This is a genomic window from Rudaeicoccus suwonensis (assembly GCF_007829035.1).
Lineage (GTDB): Bacteria > Actinomycetota > Actinomycetes > Actinomycetales > Dermatophilaceae > Rudaeicoccus > Rudaeicoccus suwonensis.
Genome location: NZ_VIVQ01000001.1, coordinates 1797515 through 1822263, shown reverse-complemented (window position 1 = coordinate 1822263; position 24749 = coordinate 1797515). Strand labels below are relative to the sequence as shown.

Annotated in this window: 25 protein-coding genes, 1 tRNA gene and 1 riboswitch; of the genes, 23 read left to right on the top strand and 3 right to left on the bottom strand. The window is 67.6% G+C overall.

Annotated features, from left to right (window positions below; translation table 11 throughout):
• Positions 1-37 precede the first annotated feature (37 nt).
• The 12 genes from xerD (at position 38) to BKA23_RS08270 (ending at position 11173) form a co-directional block, all read left to right on the top strand.
• Positions 38-961, top strand: a complete 924-nt coding sequence (xerD, locus tag BKA23_RS08325) for a site-specific tyrosine recombinase XerD (RefSeq protein ID WP_145227185.1) — start codon at positions 38-40, stop codon at positions 959-961.
• 135 nt (positions 962-1096) lie between these two features.
• Positions 1097-1933, top strand: a complete 837-nt coding sequence (locus BKA23_RS08320; RefSeq protein WP_145228365.1) for a ParA family protein — start codon at positions 1097-1099, stop codon at positions 1931-1933.
• A gap of 10 nt (positions 1934-1943) precedes the next feature.
• Complete coding sequence (locus BKA23_RS08315; protein WP_246104522.1) at positions 1944-2849, top strand: segregation and condensation protein A; 906 nt, start codon at positions 1944-1946, stop codon at positions 2847-2849.
• Positions 2842-3540 (top strand): SMC-Scp complex subunit ScpB, encoded by a 699-nt coding sequence (scpB, locus tag BKA23_RS08310; RefSeq protein WP_145227181.1) that lies wholly within the window; start codon positions 2842-2844, stop codon positions 3538-3540. The genes BKA23_RS08315 and scpB overlap by 8 nt, the downstream gene beginning before the upstream one ends.
• Positions 3537-4454 (top strand): pseudouridine synthase, encoded by a 918-nt coding sequence (locus tag BKA23_RS08305; protein ID WP_145227179.1) that lies wholly within the window; start codon positions 3537-3539, stop codon positions 4452-4454. Before scpB ends, BKA23_RS08305 begins: the two co-directional genes overlap by 4 nt.
• Positions 4451-5587, top strand: coding sequence for a prephenate dehydrogenase (locus tag BKA23_RS08300; RefSeq protein WP_145227177.1), 1137 nt, complete (start codon positions 4451-4453; stop codon positions 5585-5587). Before BKA23_RS08305 ends, BKA23_RS08300 begins: the two co-directional genes overlap by 4 nt.
• The gene (gene cmk / locus BKA23_RS08295; protein ID WP_145227174.1) at positions 5580-6281 is read left to right on the top strand and encodes a (d)CMP kinase; all 702 of its coding nucleotides are present in this window, start codon (positions 5580-5582) and stop codon (positions 6279-6281) included. Before BKA23_RS08300 ends, cmk begins: the two co-directional genes overlap by 8 nt.
• Entirely contained in the window at positions 6247-6933 is a 687-nt protein-coding gene (locus tag BKA23_RS08290) for a lysophospholipid acyltransferase family protein (protein WP_246104521.1), read from the top strand. The genes cmk and BKA23_RS08290 overlap by 35 nt, the downstream gene beginning before the upstream one ends.
• 33 nt (positions 6934-6966) lie before the next feature.
• On the top strand, positions 6967-8418 hold the full coding sequence (gene der, locus BKA23_RS08285; protein WP_145227172.1) for a ribosome biogenesis GTPase Der: 1452 nt from the start codon (positions 6967-6969) through the stop codon (positions 8416-8418).
• 65 nt (positions 8419-8483) lie between these two features.
• Positions 8484-8557: transfer RNA gene (locus BKA23_RS08280), tRNA-Pro, on the top strand.
• A gap of 703 nt (positions 8558-9260) precedes the next feature.
• Positions 9261-9797 (top strand): cupin domain-containing protein, encoded by a 537-nt coding sequence (locus tag BKA23_RS08275; RefSeq protein ID WP_170226425.1) that lies wholly within the window; start codon positions 9261-9263, stop codon positions 9795-9797.
• A 2-nt stretch (positions 9798-9799) separates the two neighbouring features.
• Positions 9800-11173 (top strand): amidase, encoded by a 1374-nt coding sequence (locus BKA23_RS08270; protein ID WP_170226424.1) that lies wholly within the window; start codon positions 9800-9802, stop codon positions 11171-11173.
• A 35-nt stretch (positions 11174-11208) separates the two neighbouring features.
• On the opposite strand, the gene BKA23_RS08265 is transcribed toward BKA23_RS08270, so the two are convergent.
• A complete protein-coding gene (locus BKA23_RS08265; RefSeq protein ID WP_211841628.1) occupies positions 11209-12522 on the bottom strand; it encodes a ClC family H(+)/Cl(-) exchange transporter in 1314 nt (437 codons plus the stop codon).
• Between the two features lie 174 nt (positions 12523-12696).
• The gene (locus BKA23_RS08260; protein ID WP_145227164.1) at positions 12697-13200 is read right to left on the bottom strand and encodes an HNH endonuclease; all 504 of its coding nucleotides are present in this window, start codon (positions 13198-13200) and stop codon (positions 12697-12699) included.
• 260 nt (positions 13201-13460) lie between these two features.
• Between BKA23_RS08260 and BKA23_RS08255 the strand changes: the two genes are divergently transcribed.
• The 10 genes from BKA23_RS08255 (at position 13461) to gcvP (ending at position 22893) form a co-directional block, all read left to right on the top strand.
• Positions 13461-14285: a class II glutamine amidotransferase gene (locus BKA23_RS08255; RefSeq protein WP_170226423.1), complete on the top strand. Its 825-nt coding sequence runs from the start codon at positions 13461-13463 to the stop codon at positions 14283-14285.
• Positions 14286-14307: 22 nt separating this feature from the next.
• Positions 14308-15141, top strand: a complete 834-nt coding sequence (fdhD, locus tag BKA23_RS08250) for a formate dehydrogenase accessory sulfurtransferase FdhD (RefSeq protein WP_145227160.1) — start codon at positions 14308-14310, stop codon at positions 15139-15141.
• Positions 15138-15728, top strand: coding sequence for a cardiolipin synthase ClsA (gene clsA / locus BKA23_RS08245; protein WP_145227158.1), 591 nt, complete (start codon positions 15138-15140; stop codon positions 15726-15728). The genes fdhD and clsA overlap by 4 nt, the downstream gene beginning before the upstream one ends.
• Positions 15729-15889: 161 nt before the next feature.
• Positions 15890-16279 (top strand): glycine cleavage system protein GcvH, encoded by a 390-nt coding sequence (gcvH, locus tag BKA23_RS08240; RefSeq protein WP_145227156.1) that lies wholly within the window; start codon positions 15890-15892, stop codon positions 16277-16279.
• A 45-nt stretch (positions 16280-16324) separates the two neighbouring features.
• Positions 16325-16774, top strand: a complete 450-nt coding sequence (locus tag BKA23_RS08235; protein WP_145227153.1) for an FHA domain-containing protein — start codon at positions 16325-16327, stop codon at positions 16772-16774.
• Positions 16775-16793: 19 nt separating this feature from the next.
• On the top strand, positions 16794-17471 hold the full coding sequence (gene ftsR, locus BKA23_RS08230; RefSeq protein ID WP_246104520.1) for a transcriptional regulator FtsR: 678 nt from the start codon (positions 16794-16796) through the stop codon (positions 17469-17471).
• Between the two features lie 10 nt (positions 17472-17481).
• Positions 17482-17982 carry a bifunctional nuclease family protein gene (locus tag BKA23_RS08225; protein WP_145227151.1) on the top strand — a complete coding sequence of 167 codons (501 nt, stop codon included), beginning with the start codon at positions 17482-17484 and terminating at the stop codon, positions 17980-17982.
• A gap of 201 nt (positions 17983-18183) precedes the next feature.
• Positions 18184-18720, top strand: a complete 537-nt coding sequence (locus tag BKA23_RS08220; protein ID WP_145228359.1) for a MerR family transcriptional regulator — start codon at positions 18184-18186, stop codon at positions 18718-18720.
• A gap of 6 nt (positions 18721-18726) precedes the next feature.
• The gene (locus BKA23_RS08215) at positions 18727-19842 is read left to right on the top strand and encodes a winged helix-turn-helix transcriptional regulator (RefSeq protein ID WP_145227149.1); all 1116 of its coding nucleotides are present in this window, start codon (positions 18727-18729) and stop codon (positions 19840-19842) included.
• A gap of 15 nt (positions 19843-19857) precedes the next feature.
• Positions 19858-19951, top strand: a riboswitch (glycine riboswitch).
• A 77-nt stretch (positions 19952-20028) separates the two neighbouring features.
• Positions 20029-22893, top strand: coding sequence for an aminomethyl-transferring glycine dehydrogenase (gcvP, locus tag BKA23_RS08210; RefSeq protein ID WP_145227147.1), 2865 nt, complete (start codon positions 20029-20031; stop codon positions 22891-22893).
• Positions 22894-22950: 57 nt separating this feature from the next.
• Here the strand turns inward: gcvP and BKA23_RS08205 are convergent, their stop codons facing one another.
• Positions 22951-23349 carry a VOC family protein gene (locus BKA23_RS08205; RefSeq protein ID WP_145227145.1) on the bottom strand — a complete coding sequence of 133 codons (399 nt, stop codon included), beginning with the start codon at positions 23347-23349 and terminating at the stop codon, positions 22951-22953.
• Positions 23350-23497: 148 nt separating this feature from the next.
• Here BKA23_RS08205 and BKA23_RS08200 point away from each other — a divergent pair, with 148 nt between their 5' ends.
• A complete protein-coding gene (locus tag BKA23_RS08200; protein WP_145227143.1) occupies positions 23498-24706 on the top strand; it encodes a cysteine desulfurase-like protein in 1209 nt (402 codons plus the stop codon).
• Positions 24707-24749: the final 43 nt, after the last annotated feature.

Below are 24749 nucleotides of genomic sequence, written 5' to 3'. Positions count from 1 at the left end.
CGAACCCAATGCCCTGTGCTGGGCGACAATGTGAAGTGTGACAACCGAATTGGAACGTGCGACGCGTGGTTGGCTGGACCACCTTCGTGTCGAACGTGGCGTTTCGGCGCACACCTTGAGGGCCTACTCGCGCGATCTGCGCAGGTATGCCGAGTATCTGCTCACCATCGGTGTGACGACACCCAGCGGTGTGACGGAGCAACAGATCGCGGGGTTCCTTGCCTCTCTTCGCGAAGGTAGCGCCGAGCATCCGCCTCTGGCAGCGGCTTCCGCGGCACGCACCCTGGTCGCGGTGCGCGGCTTCCACAAATTTCTGGCGCTCGAGGGTGAGACGACCGCCGATGTCGCCTCGGCTGTCGCGCCCCCTCGTCCGCCGGCGCGATTGCCCAAAGCGATCCCGCTGGCGCAGGTCGAGCGGCTGCTCGCGGCTGCGGGCGTCGGAGACACACCGGCGTCGTTGCGCGACCGGGCCTTGCTTGAGCTGCTCTACGGGATCGGTGCCCGCGTGAGTGAAGCTGTCGGCCTCGACGTCGACGATCTCGACCTGGCGAGCGACAGCGTGCGTGTGGTCGGCAAGGGCGACAAGGAGCGGATCCTGCCCCTCGGCAGCTTCGCCAAGGAGGCCGTGTCCAACTATCTGGTCCGGGCGCGTCCGGCGCTCGCTGCCGCCGGCAAGGGCACCGCGGCCGTCTTCCTCAACCAGCGGGGCGGGCGGCTGTCGCGCCAATCGGCGTGGACCGTCATACAGACCGCGGCACAGCGCGCCGACCTGCCCGGGCATCTCAGCCCGCACACCCTGCGCCACTCGTTCGCGACCCATCTGCTGGACGGCGGTGCCGACGTGCGCGTGGTGCAGGAACTGCTCGGCCACGCTTCGGTGACCACGACGCAGATCTACACGATGGTGTCGGTCCAGCAGTTGCGTGAGGTCTTCGCCAGTTCACATCCGCGCGCCCGCTGAACCCGGTCGCGACGTCATACCGGTCGTTGCCGCCCGAACCTGCGCAGCGGCCGATGCACTAAGTTGGTGCCCGATCGCCGAGAGGCAGAACACCGTCACACCACCGGGAGCAGGCACGTGAGTTCGCAGGAGCAGATGGGCCCGACGGGCCGTCCGCTGCCGACATTTCCGGTCCCGCCGCCGTTGAGCAGTCACGGTCCCGCGCGCATCATCGCGATGTGCAACCAGAAGGGCGGCGTCGGTAAGACGACCAGCACCATCAATCTCGGAGCTGCGCTCGCCGAGTACGGCCGGAAGGTGCTGCTGGTCGACTTCGACCCGCAGGGCGCCCTGTCGGTCGGTCTCGGGATCCGGGCGCACGAGCTCGACACCACGGTCTACAACCTGTTGGTGTCACGCGGGATCGACATCCACGACGTCATCCAGCACACGGCGACGAGCGGCTTGGACGTGCTGCCGGCCAACATCGACCTGTCCGCCGCCGAGGTGCAGCTGGTCGGAGAGGTGGCGCGCGAGATGGTGCTGGCACGTGTGCTGCGCCCGGTCGCCGACGACTACGACGTGATCCTCATCGACTGCCAGCCCTCGCTCGGTCTGCTCACGGTCAACGCCTTGACGGCGGCGCACGGCGTGCTGATCCCGCTGGAGTGCGAGTTCTTCGCGATGCGCGGGGTGGCCCTCTTGGTCGAGACGATCGACAAGGTGACCGACCGGCTCAACCCGCGTCTTGAGATCGACGGGATCCTGGCCACGATGTATGACGGTCGCACACTGCACAGCCGTGACGTCGTGCGCTCGGTGGTCGACCACTTCGGTGACAAGGTCTTTCACACCGCCATCAGCCGCACGGTGAAGTTTCCGGACGCCACGCTGGCGGCAGAACCCATCACGACCTACGCCTCCAACCACGGAGCGGCGGAGTCCTACCGGCAATTGGCGCGCGAGCTGATCTCGCGTGGCGGCGCCGCCTGAGGACATGACCATGGTCGACACGGCTGAGGCGCAGGTGCAACCCGCGGCAGCCGTCCCTGGCGGGGTGCTCACCCGTCGTCAGGCGACGGTGCCCTTCGAGGTGCATCTGGACGTCTTCTCCGGGCCGTTCGAGTTGCTGCTCGGGCTGATCGCCAAGCACAAACTCGATGTCACCGAGATCGCTCTGGCGCGGGTGACCGACGAATTCATCGCTCACATCCGCACCGCACAGCAGGCGTCGGCGGAGTGGGATCTGAGCCAGGCCTCGGAGTTCGTGCTGATCGCCGCGACGCTGCTCGACATCAAGGCTTCCCGGCTGCTGCCGGACACCCGCCCCGACGACGAGGACGACCTGGCGCTCATCGAGGCGCGTGACCTGTTGTTCGCCCGGTTGCTGCAGTACCGCGCGTTCAAGGACGTCTCCGCCGTTTTCTCCGAACGTATGGCGACCGCCGGGCGCCTCACTGCCCGCCAGGCCGGGCTGGAGGAGCGCTTCGCCAAGTTGTTGCCCGAGCTGGTCATCAACATCACCCCCGAACAACTGGCCCGGATCGCCGCCGCTGCCATGACGCCGCGGCCGGAGCCGGCGGTCGGCCTCGCGCACCTGCACGCTCCGGCCGTCAGTGTCCGTGAGCAGGCGCGCATCGTCATCGCCGAACTGCGCGACCGCCGTCAGGCGACCTTCCGCTCGTTGGTGTCAGATGCCGACTCGACCCTGGTGATCGTGGCGCGATTCCTCGCGTTGCTGGAGTTGTTCAAGGAGTCGGCGATCACCTTCGAGCAGCCGGAAGCGTTGGGGGAGTTGACCGTTCGCTGGAGTGGCGACGAGCGCGGCGACGTCAGCGTCAGTGACGAATTCGACGAAGCAGACGAGAACGCAGCACCGGTGGCGGAGGAGGGCAGTGCGGATGAATGACGACACGGGGCCGGTGAACGAGGGCGACGTCGAGACGGCCACCGACATACCGGTGGCCGGGTCCGGTGACGTCACCGCGGATTCCACCGACGCACCGGCTGGCGAGCCGCAGCAGACGGCCTTCGACGTGCATTCCTTCCCCGGTGGAGCCCGCAGCGCCATCGAGGCGATCCTGATGGTCGTTGACCAACCGGTCACCGCTCTCGACCTGGCGACCGCCCTGGAACTGCCCGTCGACTACGTCACCGAGCACATCGAAGACCTCGACCACGAATACGCGGATCAGCAAAGGGGATTCACCCTCCGCTGCATCAACGGCGGATGGCGTGTCTACAGTCGCGCCGACTACGCGCCGGCGGTCGAGAAGTTCCTCCTCGACGGCCAGCACGCCCGCCTCACCCAGGCGTCGCTGGAGACCCTTGCGGTCATCGCCTACCGGCAGCCGATCTCGCGTTCGCGGGTGGGCGCGGTGCGCGGCGTCAACGTCGACGGCGTGATCCGGACTCTGGTCACGCGCGGCCTCATCGCCGAAGTCGGGGCCGAGGGTGAGCAGGGTGCGATGCTGTACGGCACAACCCCCTATTTCTTGCAGCGACTCGGGCTCAGCTCGCTCGACGAACTGCCCGCGCTGGCGCCATACCTGCCGGACGCGGACGTGGTGGACGAACTGATCGAGCAGGGACACGGATGACAGGCAATCAGCGAGGCAACGGCGCGGGCAGAACGGGTGGTGCCCGATCGGGTGGCCGCCCGACAAGTGGCGCACGATCGACGGGACGGTCCGGTGGCACCGGGCGCCCGTCGGGCAATCGCAGCACCAGGAGCGCACCGAGGCCGAAGGCCGCTGGGCCGGCTGTGCCCGAGATCGATGTGCACGACCCCGACGGCATACGCCTGCAGAAGCTGCTCGCTGCTGCCGGCGTCGGTAGCCGACGGGTGTGCGAGAACCTGATCACCGCGGGCCGGGTGCAGGTCGACGGGCACGTCGTGCGCGAGCTCGGTGTCCGTATCGACGCTCTGCGACAGACCGTGCATGTCGACGGCGAGCGGATCCAGCTCGACGAGTCGCGGGTCTACCTCGCCTTCAACAAGCCGCTGGGTGTCGTCTCGACGATGAGTGACGAGATGGGCCGTCCGTCGGTCGGTGAGTATGTCGAGCAGCGCAAGGAGCGCCTGTTCCACGTCGGGCGCCTCGACGTCGACACCGAAGGCCTGTTGCTGCTCACCAACGACGGTGAACTCGCCAACCGGTTGCAGCACCCTTCGTACGGCGTGCCCAAGACGTATGTCGCGATGATCCCCGGCCCCGTGCCGCGTACCCTGGGCCGGCAGTTGCGTGAAGGCGTCGAACTCGAGGACGGCAAGGTCGCCGTTGATTCCTTCAAAGTCGTTGACTCCAAACCAGGTTGGGCGCTGGTCGAGGTGGTTCTGCACGAGGGTCGCAAGCACATCGTGCGCCGGATGCTGGAGGCCGTCGGCCACCCCGTCGAGTCGTTGTCACGCACCGACGTCGGTCCCGTCCGCCTCGGCGACCTGCGCCCGGGGAAGCTGCGCCCGCTGACGCGCCAGGAGGTCGCGGGGCTCTACAAGGCCGCCGGTCTGTGAGCGCGGCATCCGTCCGGATCGTGGGGACCGGGCTGATCGGCACCTCGATCGGTCTGGCGCTGCGTCGGCACGACGTCGAGGTCTCGCTGGCGGATCCGTCGCCGACAGCCGTGGCGCTGGCACGCGATCTGGGCGCGGGCGCGGTGTATGCCGATGGCGACGACTTCCTGCCGGATGTCGTCTTCGTGGCAGCTCCTCCGGACGTGGCTGCGTCGGTGGTGGCCGCGGAGTTGCGGCGCTGGCCACGTGCGGTGGTCACCGACGTGGCCTCGGTGAAGGGCCGTGTGGCCGCCGAGGTGCGAGCCACTGTCACCGCAGCCGAATTCGCGCGGTATGTCGGCAGCCATCCGATGTCGGGTCGTGAACGCTCTGGCGCGGTCGCAGCGCAGGCAGACCTGTTCGAAGGGCGCACCTGGGTGGTGTGCCCGGGAGCCGAGTCCAGCCCGGACGCCGTCGAGGCGGTGGCGGCACTGGTGCGATTGACCGGCGCCGCGATCGTGCAGATGTCTGCCGACGAGCACGACCAGGCGGTGGCCTTCGTCTCCCATGTGCCGCAACTGGCGGCCTCGGCGGTCGCTGCACAACTGCGGGAGTTGCCTGACGACGCTATCTCGTTGTCGGGTCAGGGAATTCGCGATGTGACACGCATCGCGGCCAGCGACCCGATGCTGTGGACCCAGATCCTGGCCGGCAATGCTGCGGCTGTTGCGCCTGTGGTGAAGCGGGTCGCGCAGTCGTTGCTCGATGTCGCCACGTCGCTGCAGGAGTTGGCGTCCGAAGCTGAGGCGACGGCGGTCGCAACAGCGTCGGGCACGGGCGCGACCATCGGCGGAGGACGCGGCGTCATCGCGCGGGCGATCTCCGACGGCCAGTTGGGCCATGCTCGGCTTCCCGGTAAACATGGCGCGGCGCCCGCGTCATACTCGACGGTGGTTGTGCCCATCCCGGACGAACCGGGTGCGTTCGCACGGCTTTTCAATGATGTCGGCGATGCCGGCATCAACCTGGAGGACCTGCGGATGGAGCACGGCGTCGGCGCGCCGGTGGGGCTGGTGGAGTTGTCGGTGCTGCCTGGTGTGCTGGACCGACTGCGAGTCGTGTTGGAAGACAAGGGGTGGAGCGTGCATGAGTAAGCCATTGGTCATCGCCGTCGACGGACCGTCCGGCACCGGCAAGTCAAGTGTGTCCAAAGCAGTCGCCCGCGCCCTGTCCGTGAGCTTCCTGGATACCGGCGCGATGTACCGCGCGCTCGCGTGGTCCTGCCTGAACGACGGCATCGACCCCTCCGACACCGCGCGTGTCGCCGAGCACTGTCGCACCCTCGATCTGGCGATGGGCACCGATCCTCGATCGCCGACGGTCTCGGTCTCTGGTCGGCGCATCGACCGCGAGATCCGTTCCGAGGAGGTGACGGCCGTCGTGTCGGCGGTCGCGACCAACCTTGACGTGCGCGCGGACATGCTCCGGCGGCAGCGCGAGCTCATCGCCGAGGGCGTCGCGCTGAAGGGCGGCACGGTCGCCGAAGGGCGCGACATCACGACCGTCGTGGCGCCCGACGCTCCCGTCCGGATCCTGATGACTGCCAGTGAGGAGGCGCGGATGGCGCGACGTTCCAAACAGCTGAAAGTCGCTGTGGAGCAGACACGTTCGCAGATCATCGACCGTGACCGTGCCGACTCGACGGTGTCGCAGTTCACGACTGCGGCGGACGGTGTCGTGACGGTCGACACCTCGCATCTGAATTTCGAGCAGTCGGTGCAGGCCGTGCTGCGTGTGGTGAAGGAGGCAGTCGGTGACGACATCAACCTTCCGGCCGAGGCTCGTTAAGGCGGGTCGCCAGTTCGGTGTGGTCGCCGCTCGCGGTCTGTATGACGTGCGCGCGGTGCACCCCGAACGGATGCCGATGGCCGGCCCGGTCATCGCGGTGTCCAACCACGTGGGCTTCCTGGACGGGCCGATCGTGTTCATCTTCACGCCCCGTCCGCTGCGCTTCCTGGTGAAGCGGTCCTACTTCTCATCTGCATGGGGCGTGTTGCTGCGTGCGATGGGCCAGATCCCGATTGACCAGAACAGCGCCGAGCGGTCCGCGCTGATGGCCGCGAAGGACGTGTTGACCGCTGGGGGCGGCGTCGGGATCTTCCCCGAGGGCACCCGCGGCGGCGGCACCGTCGAGACGGCGCAGCAGGGCGCGGCGTGGCTGGCCCAGCAGACGGGCGCGGTGATCGTGCCGGTCGCGGTGCTCGGCACCGTGGGCACCGGTGGCCGCGATTCGTGGCCCCGGCTGCGGTCGGAGATGCGTGTCGTCGTGGGTGAGCCATTCGAACTGCCTGAATTGCCAGGGGTTCCCGGCCGGCAGCGCCTGCAGTTGGCGACGGAAGACCTGCGCGAGCATCTGGCGGAGCATGTCGCTCAGGCTGTGCGCGAGACCGGGTTGTCGTTGCCGCACGTCTCGGCGGATGCAGCCCCGTCGGCCGAATAACGGTTTCGGCCCCGGGTCAGGGATGATGGGGGAATGTCTGATCCCACCCAGGACGAATCGGTCGAGAACGCGCTGCGACACGGGCTCGATGAGTTCGAGCTGAGCGAGGAGGACCGCGCGCTGCTCGATGTCGACGGCATCGGCTTCGACGAGCAGGAGTCCGAGCCGGTCCATCCGGTCGTCGCCATCATCGGTCGCCCGAACGTCGGCAAGTCCACGCTGGTCAATCGCATCATCGGCCGCCGTGAGGCAGTCGTCGAGGATGTCCCCGGTGTGACACGTGACCGCGTCGCGTACGACGCCGAGTGGTCCGGCCGCCCGTTCACCCTCGTCGACACCGGTGGCTGGGAGGTTGACGCTCAGGGAATTCATCTGCGGGTTGCCGAACAGGCCGAGGTGGCCATCGAGCTCGCCGACGCGGTGCTCTTCGTCGTCGACGCGACGGTCGGTGCCACCGACACCGACGAGGCTGTCGTGAAGCTGCTGCGTCGTTCGAAGAAGCCTGTCGTGCTGTTGGCCAACAAGGTCGACGACCAGCGCACCGAGTTGGAGGCCGCGTCACTGTGGTCCTTCGGGCTCGGCCAGCCGTGGCCCGTTTCGGCGTTGCATGGTCGTGGCACCGGTGACGCCCTCGACGCGTTGCTGGAGGTGCTGCCGCGTGAATCGGCTGTGCCGGGTGCGTATCAGCGAGGAGGGCCGCGCCGCGTGGCGCTGGTGGGCCGACCCAACGTCGGCAAGTCCTCGCTGCTGAACAAACTGGCGGGGGAGGAGCGCGTCGTCGTCGACAACGTCGCCGGCACGACGCGCGACCCGGTGGACGAATACATCGAACTGGGCGGCAAGACCTGGCGATTCGTCGACACCGCCGGCATCCGGCGCCGCGTGCACATGACACGTGGAGCGGACTTCTACGCCTCGCTTCGCACGCAGACCGCGATCGAGAAGGCGGAGGTCGCCGTCGTACTCATCGACTCCGAGGACAACATCGCCGAGGCCGACGTGCGGGTCGTGCAGCAGGTTGTCGACGCCGGGCGTTCGCTGGTGCTGGCCTTCAACAAGTGGGACCTGCTGGACGAGGAGCGGCGCCACTACCTCGAGCGCGAGATCGAGCGCGACCTGGCTTTTGTGGCGTGGGCGCCGCGCGCGAACATCTCGGCGCTGACCGGACGGCACGTGGAGCGCCTGGTGCCGGCGATCGAGGTGGCGCTGGACTCGTGGGACCAGCGCGTGCCGACGGGCCGTCTCAACGCCTTCCTAGGCGAGGTCGTCGCCGGCCACCCGCACCCGGTGCGAGGCGGCAAGCAACCGCGCATCCTGTTCGCCACGCAGGCGTCGACCCGCCCGCCGCGGTTCGTGATCTTCGCCTCGGGCTTCATTGAGCACGGCTACCGCCGGTTCCTCGAGCGTCGGCTGCGTGAGCAGTTCGGATTCGAGGGCACACCGATCGAGGTGTCCGTGCGCGTCCGCGAGAAGCGCAAGCGCTGATCCGGATTGGGGCGAATCGCGTTCGTGCGATATCGTTTCGGACGCCCTACGGGGCATAGCAAGATCGGGCTGTAGCGCAGTTTGGTAGCGCACCTGACTGGGGGTCAGGGGGTCGCAGGTTCAAATCCTGTCAGCCCGACCGGTGTGATGTTGCACGACTCCTGCAAGGACCGAACCCTCGGTTGGGGTTCGGTCCTTGTTATTTGTGAGATCGATAGTCGCGGGTGGGACAAGATTGAGTTGTACGCCGACGTCCGGGTGATGGAACGCGCCGGCGACACGACGAGGTTCGCGGTACTCGATCTGACCGGCCTTGAGCAGGCCGATCAGGAACGGTCGTGACACGTTTGAGCGCGTCCGCTGCCTGTTGTGTCGTGAGCTCGGCCTGTGAAGGGACGATGGTGACTCTCTCGCCATGCGCGAAACTGTCGATAACCTGCGCTAGCGCGGTCAATGCCGAGCGGGGCACCGCAAGTTCCGTTGTCTGTCCGCCAAGGTGCAGTCGTACAGGACCCTCCTCGCCAAGCACGGCCTCAAGGCCACGTCGAGCGGATGCTGCACGTTCGGTGCCTGCCGGCTCTGGCACGAGACTCGTGAGGTCGCCAGTAGCGACTCCTCAGTGAAAGGGTCGAAGTATTCGAAATAAGCGCAACGTGATCGTTTGAACATCGTCATATCCGCGCGAAGCAGCACGGCCGCTCAAATGAGTGGCGGCGATGAACGGATGGCTATGCGAGTGTCTGTGCTCGGCCGCAAGAACGGCGCGGTTTCGGGCTAGGCCAGCTGCTCCGTATATCCGGATTGGGTGGCAGGCGCATGTGCCTCGGAGCGATGGTCGAGACATGGCTATCGATATGCACACTCAGGACAGATCTCCACTGGTGCTGCGTCAGGCGTCCGCTGACCAGCGGTGGTTCAACGGCGACACGCTTCGTTTCCTCGCCACTGCCGAACAAACCGGTGGCGCGCTGTCACTGACCGAGGCGATCGTCGTGCCCGAGGCTGGTCCGCTGTTGCACCTGCATCCCGACGCCGACGAGCTTGTCGTCGTGCTCGCAGGAGGCATCCGCTCCTGGCACGCGGATGGCGAAGCTGAGGATCTGGGCGTCGGCGACTGCCTGTTCGTCGAACGCGGCGTGCTGCACGGCTACGTCAACACCGGCGACGCACCCGCGCGGCTGCTCATCCAGTACTCACCCGCCGGCCCGGAACAATTGTGGTTGCACGAGGGCGATCCGGCGATCCCCGGCCAGTCGCCGAAGCCGTGGGGTGCCGACCGCCTGACAACCCGGCTCGTGTTGTATGCCGCGAGCGTCGGCACCGTCATACCGTCGCTGATGAACGACGCGACGGGCACTGGCGAACAGCCAGGAGTATGACGATGCCCACCTACGATCGCGGCTCGACAACTCCGGCAACTCTGATACCTGCGTCTCGACCTGACATCGGAGCTGTCCGGACTGCGGTTCTGTCCGGACGGACCACGCCGACAGAAGTCGTCCGCAACGTCTTCGACCGCATCGGCGAGGTCGACCACGTCATCCACTCGATGCTCGATCCGGCACAGGACCGCGCCTACGCGATCGCGGCGCGCCTGGAGCGGGACGTCGCCGATGGACGAGCGCCCGGGCCACTGTTCGGAGTGCCGTTCACCGTCAAGGGCACGGAGAGTATGGCGGGGCTGTCGGCGTCCTATGGGTCTCTGGCGCGCCGGCACGAGATCGCACCGCACGACGGCCCCGTCGTGCAGCGGTTGATCGCAGCCGGCGCCATACCTGTCGGGCTGTCGAACCTGCCGGAGTTCACGGCGCTCCCGCGCACCGCCAACCGGCTCGGCCCCGAATGCGTCAACCCGCACGACCCGACACGCATCGCCGGTGGCTCGAGTGGCGGAGCCGCTGCGGGAGTCGCTGCGGGGATCGTGCCGTTCGCCGTGGGCACCGACACCGGTGGGAGCAATCGCGTGCCCGCGGCATTCTGCGGTGTCGTGGGCGTCGCACCGACGCCCGGTGCTGTTCACGATCATCACGGATACCGCAGCAGCCCCGAACTCACCGTGGTCGGGCCGGTCGCCGGCTCGGTGCGCGACGTGGCGCTGGTCAACGCCGTCCTCACCGGCTCCGAGCCCATGCGTGTCGCGTGCAATCCGGACGCCGGTCCCATGCGGATCCGCTGGATGTCGACGTCTGGGCTGGATGACCGTCTCGATCCGCACGTGGCGGCCATGGCGTTCGACGCGCTCGACCCGGCGGGCCGGGTGGAACGGGAGACCTCAGCACTTGCAACAGCCGAGCTTTTCGACGCCTTCGCGCTGATGGTGGCCGCGGGCCGGGCAGCGCAGCTACGCCCGCTTCTGGCCGACCCCGACGCTCGGGCCTTGCTGACCGACACCGTTCTCGAGCAGGTCGAAGCGGCACGCGCTGCCCATGCGACCGACTACGCCGCAGCGGTGCGTCAGCGATCTCGCGCGGCATACCGGCTGTCTGCGCTGATGCACGATGCCGACGTGATCGCCACTCCCACGGTCGGCTTCGTCGCACCGCCGGTCGAGGCGGCGAGCGCGCCGACAGCGGCGGTCGCGTTCACGTTCATCGCGAACTTCGCGGGATTCCCTGCGCTATCCCTGCCCTGCGGGTTCGTAGGTGATATGCCGGTGGGGGTGCAGTTGATCGCCCGTCCGGGTGCCGAGCACACCATGGTCGACGTCGCAGAGGCGGTGGAGCACTCCGTCGGGCGCTTGCCGGAAGCATCGTGAACGCCGTTGCGTGAGAACGCATTCGCCCACGTGTCTCAGTCTTTCGGACCTTCCTTCGAAGGAGCCATGCCGGCCAGCATCTGAGCTCGCAGGGTGTCATAGATCGGCGCCGACCTGACCAGCGCAGCCGCGAGCACCGCGCAGCCGGTGGCCGCCAGCATCGGCACCGTGACCGAGGTGATCGCGGTCATCTCGATGACCAGGACGATCCCGGTCAGGGGAGCGCGGACCGTGGCCGCGAAAAATGAGGCCATACCGACGATCGCCATCGGTGCCGCAAGGTGCCCGATCGGGAGGACCCAGCCGGACACGCTCGCAAAGAGGCCACCCCACAACGCGCCCAGGGCCAGCAGCGGGGCGAACAGGCCACCGGGCGTTCCGGCGGAATACGACAACGGCCCCATCAGAAATCTGACGACGAAGTAGAACACCAACGCAGGCACCGCGAAAGAGGCGCGGCCGAGGATCTCCTGCGTCAGCCGGTCGCCTCCACCGACAGTCAGCGGCTGCACGAACAAGGCAACGCCCACGGCCGCACCCACGCCGGCGGTCTTGACCGTCATCGGTATGGCTTCGAAGATTTTGATCAACGCAAGGAATCCGATGACCGTCCGGTTGTATGCCGCGCCCAGCAATCCGGTCAGCAGGCCGAACACGATGAACAACGGAAGCAATGCCAAGGAGGGCGCTGCCATCGACGGCACGGCGAAATCCGGCTGATCGCCCAGAATCAGCCGGGAACAACCGACTGCCGTCGCCACGCCCAGGGCAGTCGGCAGCACCGTCCGGATCGTGAAGGACTTGGTCACCTCTTCGAGCACGAACAACGCACCACCGATGGGCGCATTGAACGCCACCGCAAGTCCGGCGCCACCGACGGACGTCTGCAACAGCCGGACATCCTGCTCGCTGCGCCGGGCGCGCCGCCCGGCCTCGGCACCGATCACCGCACCCATGTGCACGGTGGGGCCCTCCCGCCCGAGCACCAGACCCGATCCGATCGCGAGGAGGCCGCCGAGGAATTTCGCCGGCAGGAGTATCAGCGGAGCCGCGTCGGCGTCGCCGTCGTTGACCGCTTCGACGTGCTGTATGCCGCTACCTGCCGCGAGCGGCACCCATCGCACGATCCGGCCCGCCAGCACCGCGCACACTGCGGTGGTGACGACCGGGATCAGCACACCGGCGACGCCGAACCGGTGAGCCCAGTGCACGAGATCGACACTGCCGTCTCCGGCCCGCTCGAGACACCAGCGGAATGTGCCGCCGACAAAGCCCGTACCGGCACCTGCACCGATGGCCAGCAGGCACAGGGTGATCAGGCCGTGCGTCTGCGGGGACGTGGTTCGCACTGACGGCCTTCTGGACATGGACGGCGATCGTAGCCATGACGAATCAACCGCACCTGACGGCGACGCTCCCAGCAGCCCCCTGGCTGCTCGATCAGAGCGCCGGTTTGGGGCTGGACGGCCATGGCCGCTCGCATCTGCAGCTGCCCGTGTGACGTCGCACCGTCGGTCGCAACCTCACCAGTCGAGGTCTTCGCGAGTCGGCACGAAAGGCTGCCACAACAACGTCATGCCGGCCTCGTCCGGCGTGCGGTCAGCCTTGCGCTGGTTGCAGGGCTCGCACGCCGCGACCGCGTTGTCCCAACTGGTCGTGCCGCCGCGCGACTTCGGCAGCACGTGGTCCATCGTGGTCGCGGTCGGCTGGCCGCAATAGGCGCACTGCCCGTGATCGCGTTTGAGGACGCCGACCTGGCTGTAGACGGGTGTGCCGCGCGACCACTGCTCCCAGGTGATCTTGACGCTCGCGTCGGTCAGCTTCAGACCCGAGCGCCGCGCGTAGGCCCACGTCATCTTCACGTAGCGCACCAGCCGCAGCACCGTCGGCATCGGGAACGGCCCGAAGGTCTCCCCAGGGTGCGATTCCTCGACGGTGGCGACGCCCCGCCACAGCATGTTCATGGCGTGTTTGACCGACACCGTGTGCAACGGCTCGTAACCGGCGTTGAGCACAAGAACACCCATGGTGGGACCTCCTTCCCAGGGAATGGTCACCTGTGACGCCCGCGATCGCGACCCATTATCCGCAAATTTCGCGCGAACACTATGGAACGCGTCCGTCTGTGGGCGCGAAGACGCCGGACATGACCATGCGGAAATGCCGCGCGCCGAGCCGTCACGTGCGCGAACTTGCAGACCACCTTCTGGACCCGGTCAGAAGTACCAGCCAGGTCCGGCGCATGATGGACAACGGTTCAAGAACGTAGTTTCCGGAGGTGCAAGTCGTGTGTCGTCTGCTCGGTTGGTCCGCTGATCGTCCTGTCACGGTGGCCGAGGTGATCGGCGATGCGGCGCTGGCCCGGCTGCGTGATCTGGCATGCGTGCACGCGCAGGGCTGGGGGATGGCCTGGTATGTCGAGGGCGACGACGAACTTCACACCCATCGCTCGACGATGGCGGCGATGGAGGACCCGGAGTTCGAGCAGTTCACCACGGGTATGCCGGTTCGACGTGGCCTGCTGCACCTGCGTATGGCGACGCCCGGTCTCGGCCTGACCGAGCAGGACACCCACCCGTTCGTGGCCGATGGCCTTGCCTTCGCCCACAACGGAGCGATCTTCCCGCAGGATCGGCTCGATGTGCTGCTGCCCCCGGGTGCGCCCGCGCCAGCCGGCAGCACCGACAGCGAGCGCTACTTCGCGCGGCTTCGTGACGCACTGGGCAACAAACGTGGGGGAGCGGCCGTGGCACGCGCCGCCGGTCGCGTCATGTCCCGGATCCGCTGGCACGAGCTGACCACCAGCAGCCTGAACGCACTCCTGTTGGCCGGCGACGAGGTGCACCTCATCAGCCTGCACGAGCCCGGCAAGGAGCCCGAGGGTGTGCAGTTGTGGCCGAGTGACGTGACGACACCACCGCCCTACCTCGACCTGTCGCTGATGACCGGTGACGGCTTCTCCGTTGTGGCCTCCAGTGGCATCTTTGGCGACGAAACCCCCGTCATACCGGTGGATTCGGCGTCTGTGGTGACTTTGGGCAAGGACGGTCGGGTGGCACGCACCAGCGCGATCACCGAGGGCATCGTGCGTCCGCTGCGACGCTCCGCCTGACCACGTCGGCGGAGGTGGGTTCATGGGCAGGCTGACGGCGCGACGCAAGGTGATCCGGGTCGACCTCGCGACAGGATCCACCTCGCGCAGCGAAACCGCAGCCGTCGAAGAACCGCTGGAGCTGCGGGTCGACGACGCTGTCCTGACCGTCACCATGCGAACCCCCGGTCATGACGTCGAACTCGCGCACGGCCTGCTGCGCAGCGAGGGCGTCATCAGTGACCCCGACGACGTGATCGCCGCGCGCTATTGCACCGACACCGAGACCCTCAATGTGCTGCAGGTCCAGTTGCGCACGACGGCCAAGACGTTGCCGGTGTCCGCCCAGCGCAGTCTGGCGTCGTACGGCGGGTGCGGTCTTTGCGGCAAATCAAGCATCGACGCCGTGACCGGCTCCGCTGCCTTCACCCGGCAAGCCATCGTGAGCGAACCGGCGACCACGTTCGACGTCCAGCGCGTCGCCGAACTGCCGCAATTGCTGCGTGCGGGTCAACCGGTCTTCGACCGCACGGGCGGCACACACGCGGCCGGTCTGTTCGGACGCTCCGGTGACGCGATCGTCATACGGGAGGACATCGGGCGCCACAACGCAGTCGACAAGGTCACCGGCTGGGCTCTGATGAACCGTCAGGCGACCGACGAGACGATTCTCATGGTGTCTTCGCGAGCGTCCTTCGAGATCGTGCAGAAGGCGGCGATGGCGGGCATTCCCGTCCTGGCATGCGTGTCGGCTCCCTCCAGCCTGGCCATCGACGCAGCTGCCGAGTTCGGTATGACGCTCGTGGCCTTCGTGCGTGGCACGCGCATGACCGTCTGCACTCACCCCGAACGCCTGGGCCTAACATTCGGAGCGTGACCGAGCAGCTGCCGCTCCGCAAACAGATCTGGACGGCACCCAACCTGCTGTCGATCGCACGCCTCGTCGGCGTGCCGGTCTTCCTCTGGCTCATCGTGGGCAAACACGATCTGTGGGCCTTCTGGGTGCTGGTCGCCTCCGGCGTCACCGACTACCTCGACGGCAAGATCGCCCGCAAGTACAACCTGGTGACCCGCCTCGGGCAGTTGCTCGACCCGGCGGCGGACCGGCTCTACATCGTCTCCACCATCGTCGCCCTGGCCTGGCGCGACATCATTCCGTGGTGGCTGGTGATCGTGCTGTTCGTGCGTGAGGCGTTCGTCTTCGGTTTCGGCCCGACGCTGCGCAAGCACCGCCTGCCGATCCCGCCGGTGCACTTCGTCGGCAAGTCGGCGACCTTCTGCCTGATCTACGGCTTCCCTCTCGTGCTGCTCGGCAGCCTGCACAACGGGTGGGGCCATGTCGCTCAACCGATCGGCTGGGCTTTCGTGTGGTGGGGCACCGCGCTGTACTGGCTTGCCGGGGTCATGTATGCCGGTCAGATCCGCGAGATGGTGCGTCGCAGTGAGGCCGGTCAGGCCGTCTGACGGTTGGCCGGTCGCAGCGAAGCGGCCGCACAGTCGGCCGTCATACGTACGCGTTACGGTGCAGGGCAGGATCACTTGGTACACACCTCGTTGCGTGGGCCGATCCGGCCTGGTTACGCTCACCCACGCAGCCGCAAATCACTTGTCACACAAGGAGACTCATGAGCGACCTCGAATACCCTGCCGACCTGCGTTACACCGACGATCACGAGTGGGTCCGTGAGCAGGGCGAGGGTGTCGCCCGTATCGGCATCACCGCGTTCGCCCAGGACGCGCTTGGTGACGTCGTCTACGTGAGCCTGCCGGCTGTGGGCGACAACCTCAGCAGCGGCGACTCCTGCGGCGAGGTCGAGTCCACCAAGTCCGTCAGCGACCTCTACGCACCGCTGTCCGGAGAGGTGACGGCGGTCAACGAGCAGTTGGACGGCACCCCCGAACTGGTGAACAGCGACCCGTATGGCGAGGGCTGGATGTACGAGATCAAGCTCAGCGACCCGTCGGCCCCCGGGGCACTGAAGGACGTCGAGGCGTACAAATCCGAGCTCGGCTGAGCGGCACGCCCCTCGCGCCCTCCTTCTATCCTTTAGGGTTGACCAATGACCAACGATGACAGCGACTTCGCTGGTGGCGATGCCACGACGGCGCGCATTCCCGCTGTCGGAGAGCCGGCGACACCCGAGCGCGTCACTGCTGGTGAGGTTCGCCTGTCGTCCTCGGACCAGGCGACCATTGACGCGCTGCGTCCGGGCACCGCGCTGCTGATCGCGCTGCGCGGACCCAATGCCGGTGCCCGCTTCCTTCTCGACGACAACGAGGTCAGCAGCGGACGCCATCCGGCCAGCGACATCTTTCTCGATGACGTCACTGTTTCCCGGCGGCACGCGGTCTTCCGCCGCACGGACACCGGCTTCGCCGTGACCGACGTGGGCTCACTGAACGGCACCTACGTCAATGGAGCGTTGATCGACTCGCGCGAGTTGCAGACCGGCGACGAGGTGATGGTCGGCAAGTTCCGGCTGGTCTTCTACGGCGCTGCCTCGCAATGACGACGGCGGTCCGGGCACGGTGACCGACGCGGGATTCACCATCGGCGCCGTGCTCGACCGGTTACGTCCGGATTTCCCCGATCTGACGCTGTCCAAGATCCGCTTTCTGGACAGCCAGGATCTCGTGTCACCGGAACGCACACGGTCCCGTTACCGACGGTATTCCGAGCGTGACATCGACCGCCTGCGATTCGTGCTGACGTGTCAGCGGGAGAAGTACTGGCCGCTGAAGGTGATCCGCGAGGCTCTCGACGCCTATGACCGTGGCCTGCGGCCGGCAGGTGACGACGACGGACTGCCGCAGGCTCCCGCGACAACGCCCGACCCTGACCTTCCCACGGATGTCGATCTGGGCTCACCGGACCGATCAGTGCGGTTGACCCGTGCCGAACTCCAACGCGCGTGCGGGCTCGACCGCGCGGATCTGGCCGATCTGGAGTCTTTCGGGCTCGTCACCGAGGGTGACGACGGACTGTTCAGCACCTCGGATCTGCAGGTCGCCGAGGCGGCCGCCGGACTGCTCGCGTATGGCGTTCAAGCTCGTCATCTGCGACCGTTCCGCCTTGCGGCCGAGCGAGAGGTCGCGCTGGTGCAGGGTCTGACTGCGGGTCCGGGGCGTGCCGATCAGTCCGAAGTGGTGCGGCAGTGCCTGGCCCTGCATCTGGCTCTGGTGCGGTCCGGGGTCACACGGGGGTAGTTTGGTAGGCGTGAAACAGGTTGACGTGATGGGTGTGCGAGTCGAAATGCCGACGAGCAAGCCGATCGTGCTGTTACGCGAACGCGACGGCAACCGGTGTGTGCCGATCTGGATCGGTGCTCCCGAAGCCACCGCCATTGCCTACGCCCAACAGGGCGTCACTCCGCCCCGACCGCTGACCCACGACCTCATGGTCGACGTGCTGTCCGGTCTGGGTCACGCGCTCAGCCGGGTCGTCATCACCTCGATGCAAGAGCACATCTTCTATGCCGAACTCGTCATCGACGGCGACCGGCACATCAGTTCGCGTTCTTCCGACGCGATCGCACTCGCCTTACGGGCGGACGTTCCGATCTACGTCGACGAAGAGATCCTCGACGAGGTCGGCGTCGACGTGCCGGTCGAGGAGGAAGACGAGGTGGAGCGCTTTCGCGAGTTCCTGGACAACGTTTCTGCCGAGGATTTCGAGATGCCACCCGGCGAAACCGCACCCGACGAAGATCAACCCTAATGTTTTCATCGAAGGTTAAGGTTCGGATTGCTGATGGCGACACGCCCGGCGGTCGTTGCATGCGGTGCTGCCGCGCCATACCTTTACCGAGCATCACGGGCCGGTCCGGCGCGCTGATGAACCAGTCAGATTGCCGCCGTGGAGGTTGCTGTGACCAGCAAGGGTGAAGCTCAGTCCGTGCACACGGGCGCGCCTGCCCCGATGCAGGAGGCGCTGTTCACGCACGACCTGCCCGAGGAGATGACCGAGTCCGTGGGTTACCGGGGCCCCGCAGTGTGCGGTGCCGCCGGTGTCACGTACCGGCAACTGGATTACTGGGCCCGCACCGGCCTGCTCGAGCCGTCGGTGCGCAATCCCACGGGCTCCGGCCACCAACGTCTCTACAGCTTCCGCGACATCCTTGTCGTCAAGGTCATCAAGCGACTGCTGGACACCGGCGTCTCGCTGCAGCAGATCCGCGTCGCCGTCAGCGTGCTGCGCGAGCACGGCGTGTCCGAACTCGCCGGCATCACGCTGATGTCCGACGGTGCGAGCGTGTACGAGTGCACCTCCGACGACGAGGTCATCGACCTGCTCCGCGGCGGTCAGGGAGTCTTCGGTATCGCTCTCGGCACGGTATGGCGGGAAGTCGAGGGCTCACTGTCCGAACTGCCCGGGGAGCGCCCCGACGCGCTGACCCCGGCCGAGCACCCGGGCGACGAACTCCGCGACCGTCGGGCCCGTCGCAACGCCGGCTGATCGGCCATGGGTGCATCGGATGACCCCGGTGCCTTGCCGCGCTGCCTTTCGCAGCTGCTGATCGCACACACGATCCAGATCGACAACTGGTTCGAGCAACATTCACCTCACCGCACAACCCTGGGTGCGTCGCCTGGCCAAGGGCCGTGGCTGATCTCCTACGCGTTCTACGCCAACCTGCTGCGCTGGCTGGCGCGTGAGCCGGTGCCGGTGTCGTCCGTGGCCGCACTGTCCGGCACGGTCAACCTGCCGGGGCTGCACCGATGGGGATATCTGCGCATCTCCGGATGGGCCGGGCCGGGCAAGCCGGTTCCGCCGGCAGCGACCCTCGCGCTGACGGCTGCGGGTGAGCGCGCCTGCGATCACTGGGCTGCCGCCGCCGATGACACCGCTGCCGTATGGCGCGAGCAGTTCGACGAGGCGGATGCGCAACTGCGCGAGGCGCTGAGCGGACTGCGAGACTGCCTCGGTCGACCAGCACCGCCATACCTGCCGGTGATTGCCGCATCGAAGAAGTTCGGACGGCAGCCGGAGTGGCACTCGCCGGACCTGCCGCCGTCCGAGGAGACCACCGCCTTGCTGTCGGCGGTGCTGCACACCTTCATCGCCGACTACGAGCAACCCGGTGAGATCTCGCTGCCGCTCGCGTCCGACGTGCTGCGGGTGCTGAGCGTGCAGCCGACACCGGTCACCGAGGCGATTCGCGACAGCGGAATTTCCCGCGAGGCGTTCACCGCTGCGCTGACGCCGCTGCTCAAATACGGCCACGTGGCCATGGAGAAGGCGGCAGCCGGCCGTGTGAAGATGGTCCGACTGACCGAGCGCGGCGCTCAGGCGGTGGCCGACCACGAGGCGCGATTGACATGGGTGACCGGCAATTGGCGAACGGACAGCGCGCAAGCACGCTGGATGGATCAGGCGCGCGAGGCGGCGACGCAGATCCTGCACCGACGCGACGACGGCGGCAGTGTTCTCGGACGCCTTCTCGTGCCGCCGCCGGACGGCTGGCGCCACCGCGCGCCGTTCTCCCGCCAGACACGAGCGGTCGCCCAGGATCCCGCCGCCGCGCTGGCGCACTGCCCGATGGTGTTGCATCGCGGGGGTTATCCCGACGGGTGCTAAATTTGTGCCCGCTAGCGACACCGGGTGGGAGAGTTCCACCAGATGGCCGGAACGCCGAAGGGGCAATCACTCCCCAGAACCTCTCAGGCGCCAGGACCACCCGGATGAGGCATCTCTGAAGGCCCCGTGCCGACAGAAGGGGAGGGCATGACCTGCCTGTCCCACTCCTCATCGAAGGTGTCGCCCATGTCGCACGTCGACCTGCCCGATTTTGTCAGCCGTCACATCGGTCCCACCGATGACGACGTCGCCACGATGCTCGACGTGCTCGGCGTCGCAAGCAAGGACGCGCTCGTGCAGCGCGCCATACCCGGTGGGATCAAAGCCGCCGCCGCCCTCGATCTGCAGGCGGCCGCCTCTGAGCCCGCGGTCATCGCGGAGTTGCGCGCCAAGGCGGAGCAGAACACAGTGCTCACCTCGATGATCGGCCTGGGGTACTACGGCACCCACACCCCGTCGGTGGTGCGTCGCAACATCCTGGAGAATCCCGCCTGGTACACCGCCTACACGCCGTACCAGCCGGAGATCTCCCAGGGCCGGCTCGAGGCGCTGCTGAACTTCCAGACCGTGGTCTCCGACCTGACCGGCCTGCCGACCGCAGGTTCGTCGCTGCTGGACGAAGCCACGGCTGTCGCCGAGGCGATGACCCTGATGCGTCGCAGTTCCAAGGCCGCCGCTGACGCGGTGCTGGTCGTCGACGCGCAGGTGCTGCCGCAGTCGATCGCCGTCGCGCAGACCCGTGCCCTGCCGCTGGACATCGACGTGGTCGTCGCCGACCTGCGCGGCGTCACCGACGCTGCCGGCCTGCGGGCGGTCGCGGGGGAGCGGGACGTCTTCGGTGTCGTCGTGCAATACCCCGCCGCCGACGGGTCGATCACCGACTGGTCCACCCTCGCCGAGGTGACCCACGACGCGGGCGCGCTGCTCACCGCGGCTGCAGACCTGCTGGCACTGACCTTGCTCACCCCGCCCGCCGAGTGGGGCGCCGACATCGCCGTCGGCACCAGCCAGCGCTTCGGTGTGCCCATGGGATTCGGTGGACCACACGCGGGATACCTCAGTGTGCGCAACGGCCTCGAGCGGACCATGCCCGGCCGCCTGGTCGGTGTGAGTCTGGACGCGGACGGCCAACCGGCATACCGCCTGGCGCTGCAGACCCGCGAGCAGCACATCCGCCGGGAGAAGGCGACCTCCAACATCTGCACAGCGCAGGTGCTGCTGGCCGTCATGGCGTCGATGTATGCCGTGTGGCACGGCCCCACCGGGCTGAAGCGCATCGCGCAGGACGTGCACGGCAAGGCCGTCGGGCTTGCCGAGGCGCTGGCTGCGGCGGGAGTTGAGATCACCAGCGACGCGTACTTCGACACCGTCACCGCGATCGTGCCCGGTCGCGCGGATGCGGTGGTCGCCGCGGCTCTCGAGCGCGGCATCAACGTATGGCGCGTCGATGCCGACCACGTGTCGGTGAGTGTCGACGAGACCACCAGCGACGCCGAACTCGCAGCAGTGGCAGCGGCATTCGGCGTCAACGCACCCGTCGCCGGAACAGGCGAGCCGTCCTGGAACCCGGCCCTGCTGCGCACCAGCAGCTACCTCGCGCACCCGGTGTTCTCCAGCCATCACAGCGAGACGGCGATGTTGCGCTATCTGCGCTCACTCGCCGATCGCGACTATGCCCTCGACCGCGGGATGATCCCGCTCGGGTCGTGCACGATGAAGCTCAACGCGACGACCGAGATGGAGTCGGTCACCTGGCCGGAGTTTGCGAACCTGCACCCGTTCGCGCCGAGCGAGCAGACCGTCGGCATCCGTTCGCTGATCGCCGACCTCGAGCAGTGGTTGTGCGACATCACCGGATACGACGCCGTCTCGCTGCAGCCGAACGCGGGTTCGCAGGGTGAGCTGGCCGGCCTGCTGGCGATCCACGCCTACCACGAGGCGCGCGGCGAGTCCGCGCGCAACATCTGCCTGATTCCGGCCTCGGCACACGGCACGAACGCCGCCTCCGCGGTCATGGCCGGGCTGAAGGTCGTCGTCGTCAAGACAGCCGCCAGCGGCGAGATCGACATGGACGACCTCAAGGGCAAGATCAAGCAGCACGGCGAGCAGCTCGCCGCGATCATGGTCACCTATCCCTCGACGCACGGCGTCTTCGAGGACACCATCTCAGAGCTGTGCTCGCTGGTGCACGAGGCCGGCGGCCAGGTGTATGTCGACGGCGCCAACCTCAACGCGCTCGTCGGACTGGCGCAGCCGGGCAAGTTCGGCGGCGACGTGTCGCACCTGAACCTGCACAAGACGTTCTGCATCCCGCATGGCGGCGGCGGTCCCGGCGTGGGCCCGATCGGCGTGCGGTCCCACCTGGCGCCATACCTGCCGGGTCACCCGTTGGCGCAGGAGTTGGACACCGAGACCGGGCCGGTGTCGGCTGCGCCATACGGCTCGGCATCGATCCTGCCGATCTCGTGGGCCTACGTGCGCCTGATGGGCGGCGCAGGGCTGACCAAGGCGACCGAGACGGCGATCCTGTCGGCGAACTACATCGCCAAGCGGCTGGGTTCGCACTTCCCGGTGCTGTATGCCGGTGAGGACGGACTGGTCGCGCACGAGTGCATTCTCGATCTGCGTGGCCTGACCAAGGAGTCCGGCGTCACCGTCGACGATGTCGCCAAGCGGCTGATCGACTACGGCTTCCACGCACCGACGATGTCGTTCCCGGTCGCGGGCACGCTCATGGTCGAGCCGACCGAGAGCGAGTCGTTGGACGAGCTGGACCGGTTCTGCGACGCGATGATCGCGATCCGCGCCGAGATCCAGGATGTGCTCGACGGCAAGGTCACGGCTGAGGACTCCGCACTGCGACACGCACCGCACACCGCGGTGTCACTGACGCACGAGTGGGACCACCCGTACACCCGCGCCGAGGCCGCGTATCCCGCCGGCGTCGACCCGTTGCGGAAGTACTGGGCGCCGGTGCGTCGTATCGACGGCGCGTATGGCGACCGCAATCTGATCTGCTCGTGCCCGTCGCCGGAGGCCTTCGAAGACTGACGCACGCGACCTGGTCCGGTCCTGACACAGCGCTGTCGGGACCGGACCTTCGTGGTCTCAAGGCCTCGCGGTGGTGAGGCAGAACGGGTGACCCGCCGGGTCGAGCATCACCCGGAAGAGCGCCGGCTGCGGCTGGTGGTCGGCTTCGGTCGCACCCAGTGCGATCGTGCGTTCGACGGACTGCGCCAGGTCGTCGACCGCGACGTCGAGGTGGACGATGCCGCCGGCGCCGGGCGCCGGCCAGGTCGGCGCGACGTAGCCCGCGACCCGCATCGCGGTCAGGTAGACGGTGCCGGTGGAGATGCAGATCACCGAGCCGTCCGGTGCTCGGAAGAACTCCGACCCGTCGAACAGCCGTCGGTAGAAATCGGCGAGTTCGACGGTGTCGGCGCACTCGAGCGACACGGACGCGAGCACGCCGACGGCAGTGCCGGGCGCGGTGAGATCGATGGTCATGGACGCAGTCTGGCAGCGGGCTACGACACCGACGCGCTGGACGGCGAGCCGGGCCAGAGCTCACCGCCGGAAACAGGCGGTGGTGTGAGCCGTTGCGGTGGTTGGCATGCTGAGCACGTTCACTTCTGCGCACATCGGAGGACACACCATGGAGCACGCCACATCCGAGCTGTATGACGTAGCGGCGGTCCGTGCCCTGATCCCGTCGCTGCGCAGCGGGCAGGCGTTCTTCGACGCACCCGGCGGCACCCAGACGCCTGAACCGGTGGCGAAGGCCGTGTATGGCGCGCTGACCGCGCCGCTGTCGAACCGTGGCAGCCGCACCCCCGCCGAGCGCAATGCCGATGCCATCGTGATCGCTGCGCGGGAGGCGATCGGCGACCTGCTCGGTGTCGACCGTGCGACCGTTGCCTTCGGCCGCAGCTCGACCGCGCTCACCTTCGAGATGTCCCGCACCTTGGCGCAGACGTGGCAGGCGGGCGACGAGATCATCCTGAGCAGACTGGATCACGACGCGAACGTGGGGCCGTGGCTGCTCGCGGCGCAGCGCTGCGGGGCGACCGTGCGGTGGGCCGACTTCGACCCGGTGACCGGCGAGCTGGACCTGTCGACGATCACCGATGCGCTCAACGACCGGACCCGCCTCGTCGCCGTCACCGCGGCATCCAACCTGATCGGCACGATGCCCGACATACCGGCGATCGCAGACGCGGTCCACCGGACCAAGGCGCTGCTGTTCGTGGACGGCGTGCACTACACGGCCCACGAGTTCGTCGATGTGCCTGCGCTGGGCGCGGACCTGTATGTCTGCTCGCCGTACAAATTCCTCGGGCCGCACTGCGGCGTGCTGACCGGTCGTGCCGATCTCTTGCACAGCCTCGCTCCGGACAAACTGCGCCCGTCGACGGACGCGATGCCGGAACGTTTCGAACTCGGCACCCTGCCGTACGAGTTACTGGCCGGCGTCACGGCTGCGGTCGACGTGCTCGCCGGTCTCGCACCGGGCGAGGGCACCCGCCGGACGCGGTTGCACACGTCACTGCACGCTCTGAGCGAGCATGAGCGGACGCTGCGCGAGCGGGTCGAGACGGGTCTGGCGGCATTGCCCGGGGTCACGGTCCACTCGCGTGCGGCACACCGGACGCCGACGTTGTTCATGACGTTCGACGGCATCCCGGCAGAGCAGGTCGCCGACGGACTGGCCGCCGACGGGATCAGCGCGCCGGCCGGGACGTTCTACGCGCTGGAGACCGCGCGGCGCCTCGGTGTCGACAGCGGTCTGCGGGTGGGGCTTGCGCCATACAGCAGCATCGAGGATGTCGATCGCCTGCTGGCCTCGCTCGCGGCGTGTATCTGAGTCCGAGAGGGTTCGCGGCCCACGGGCACGTGTGCCGCACCAG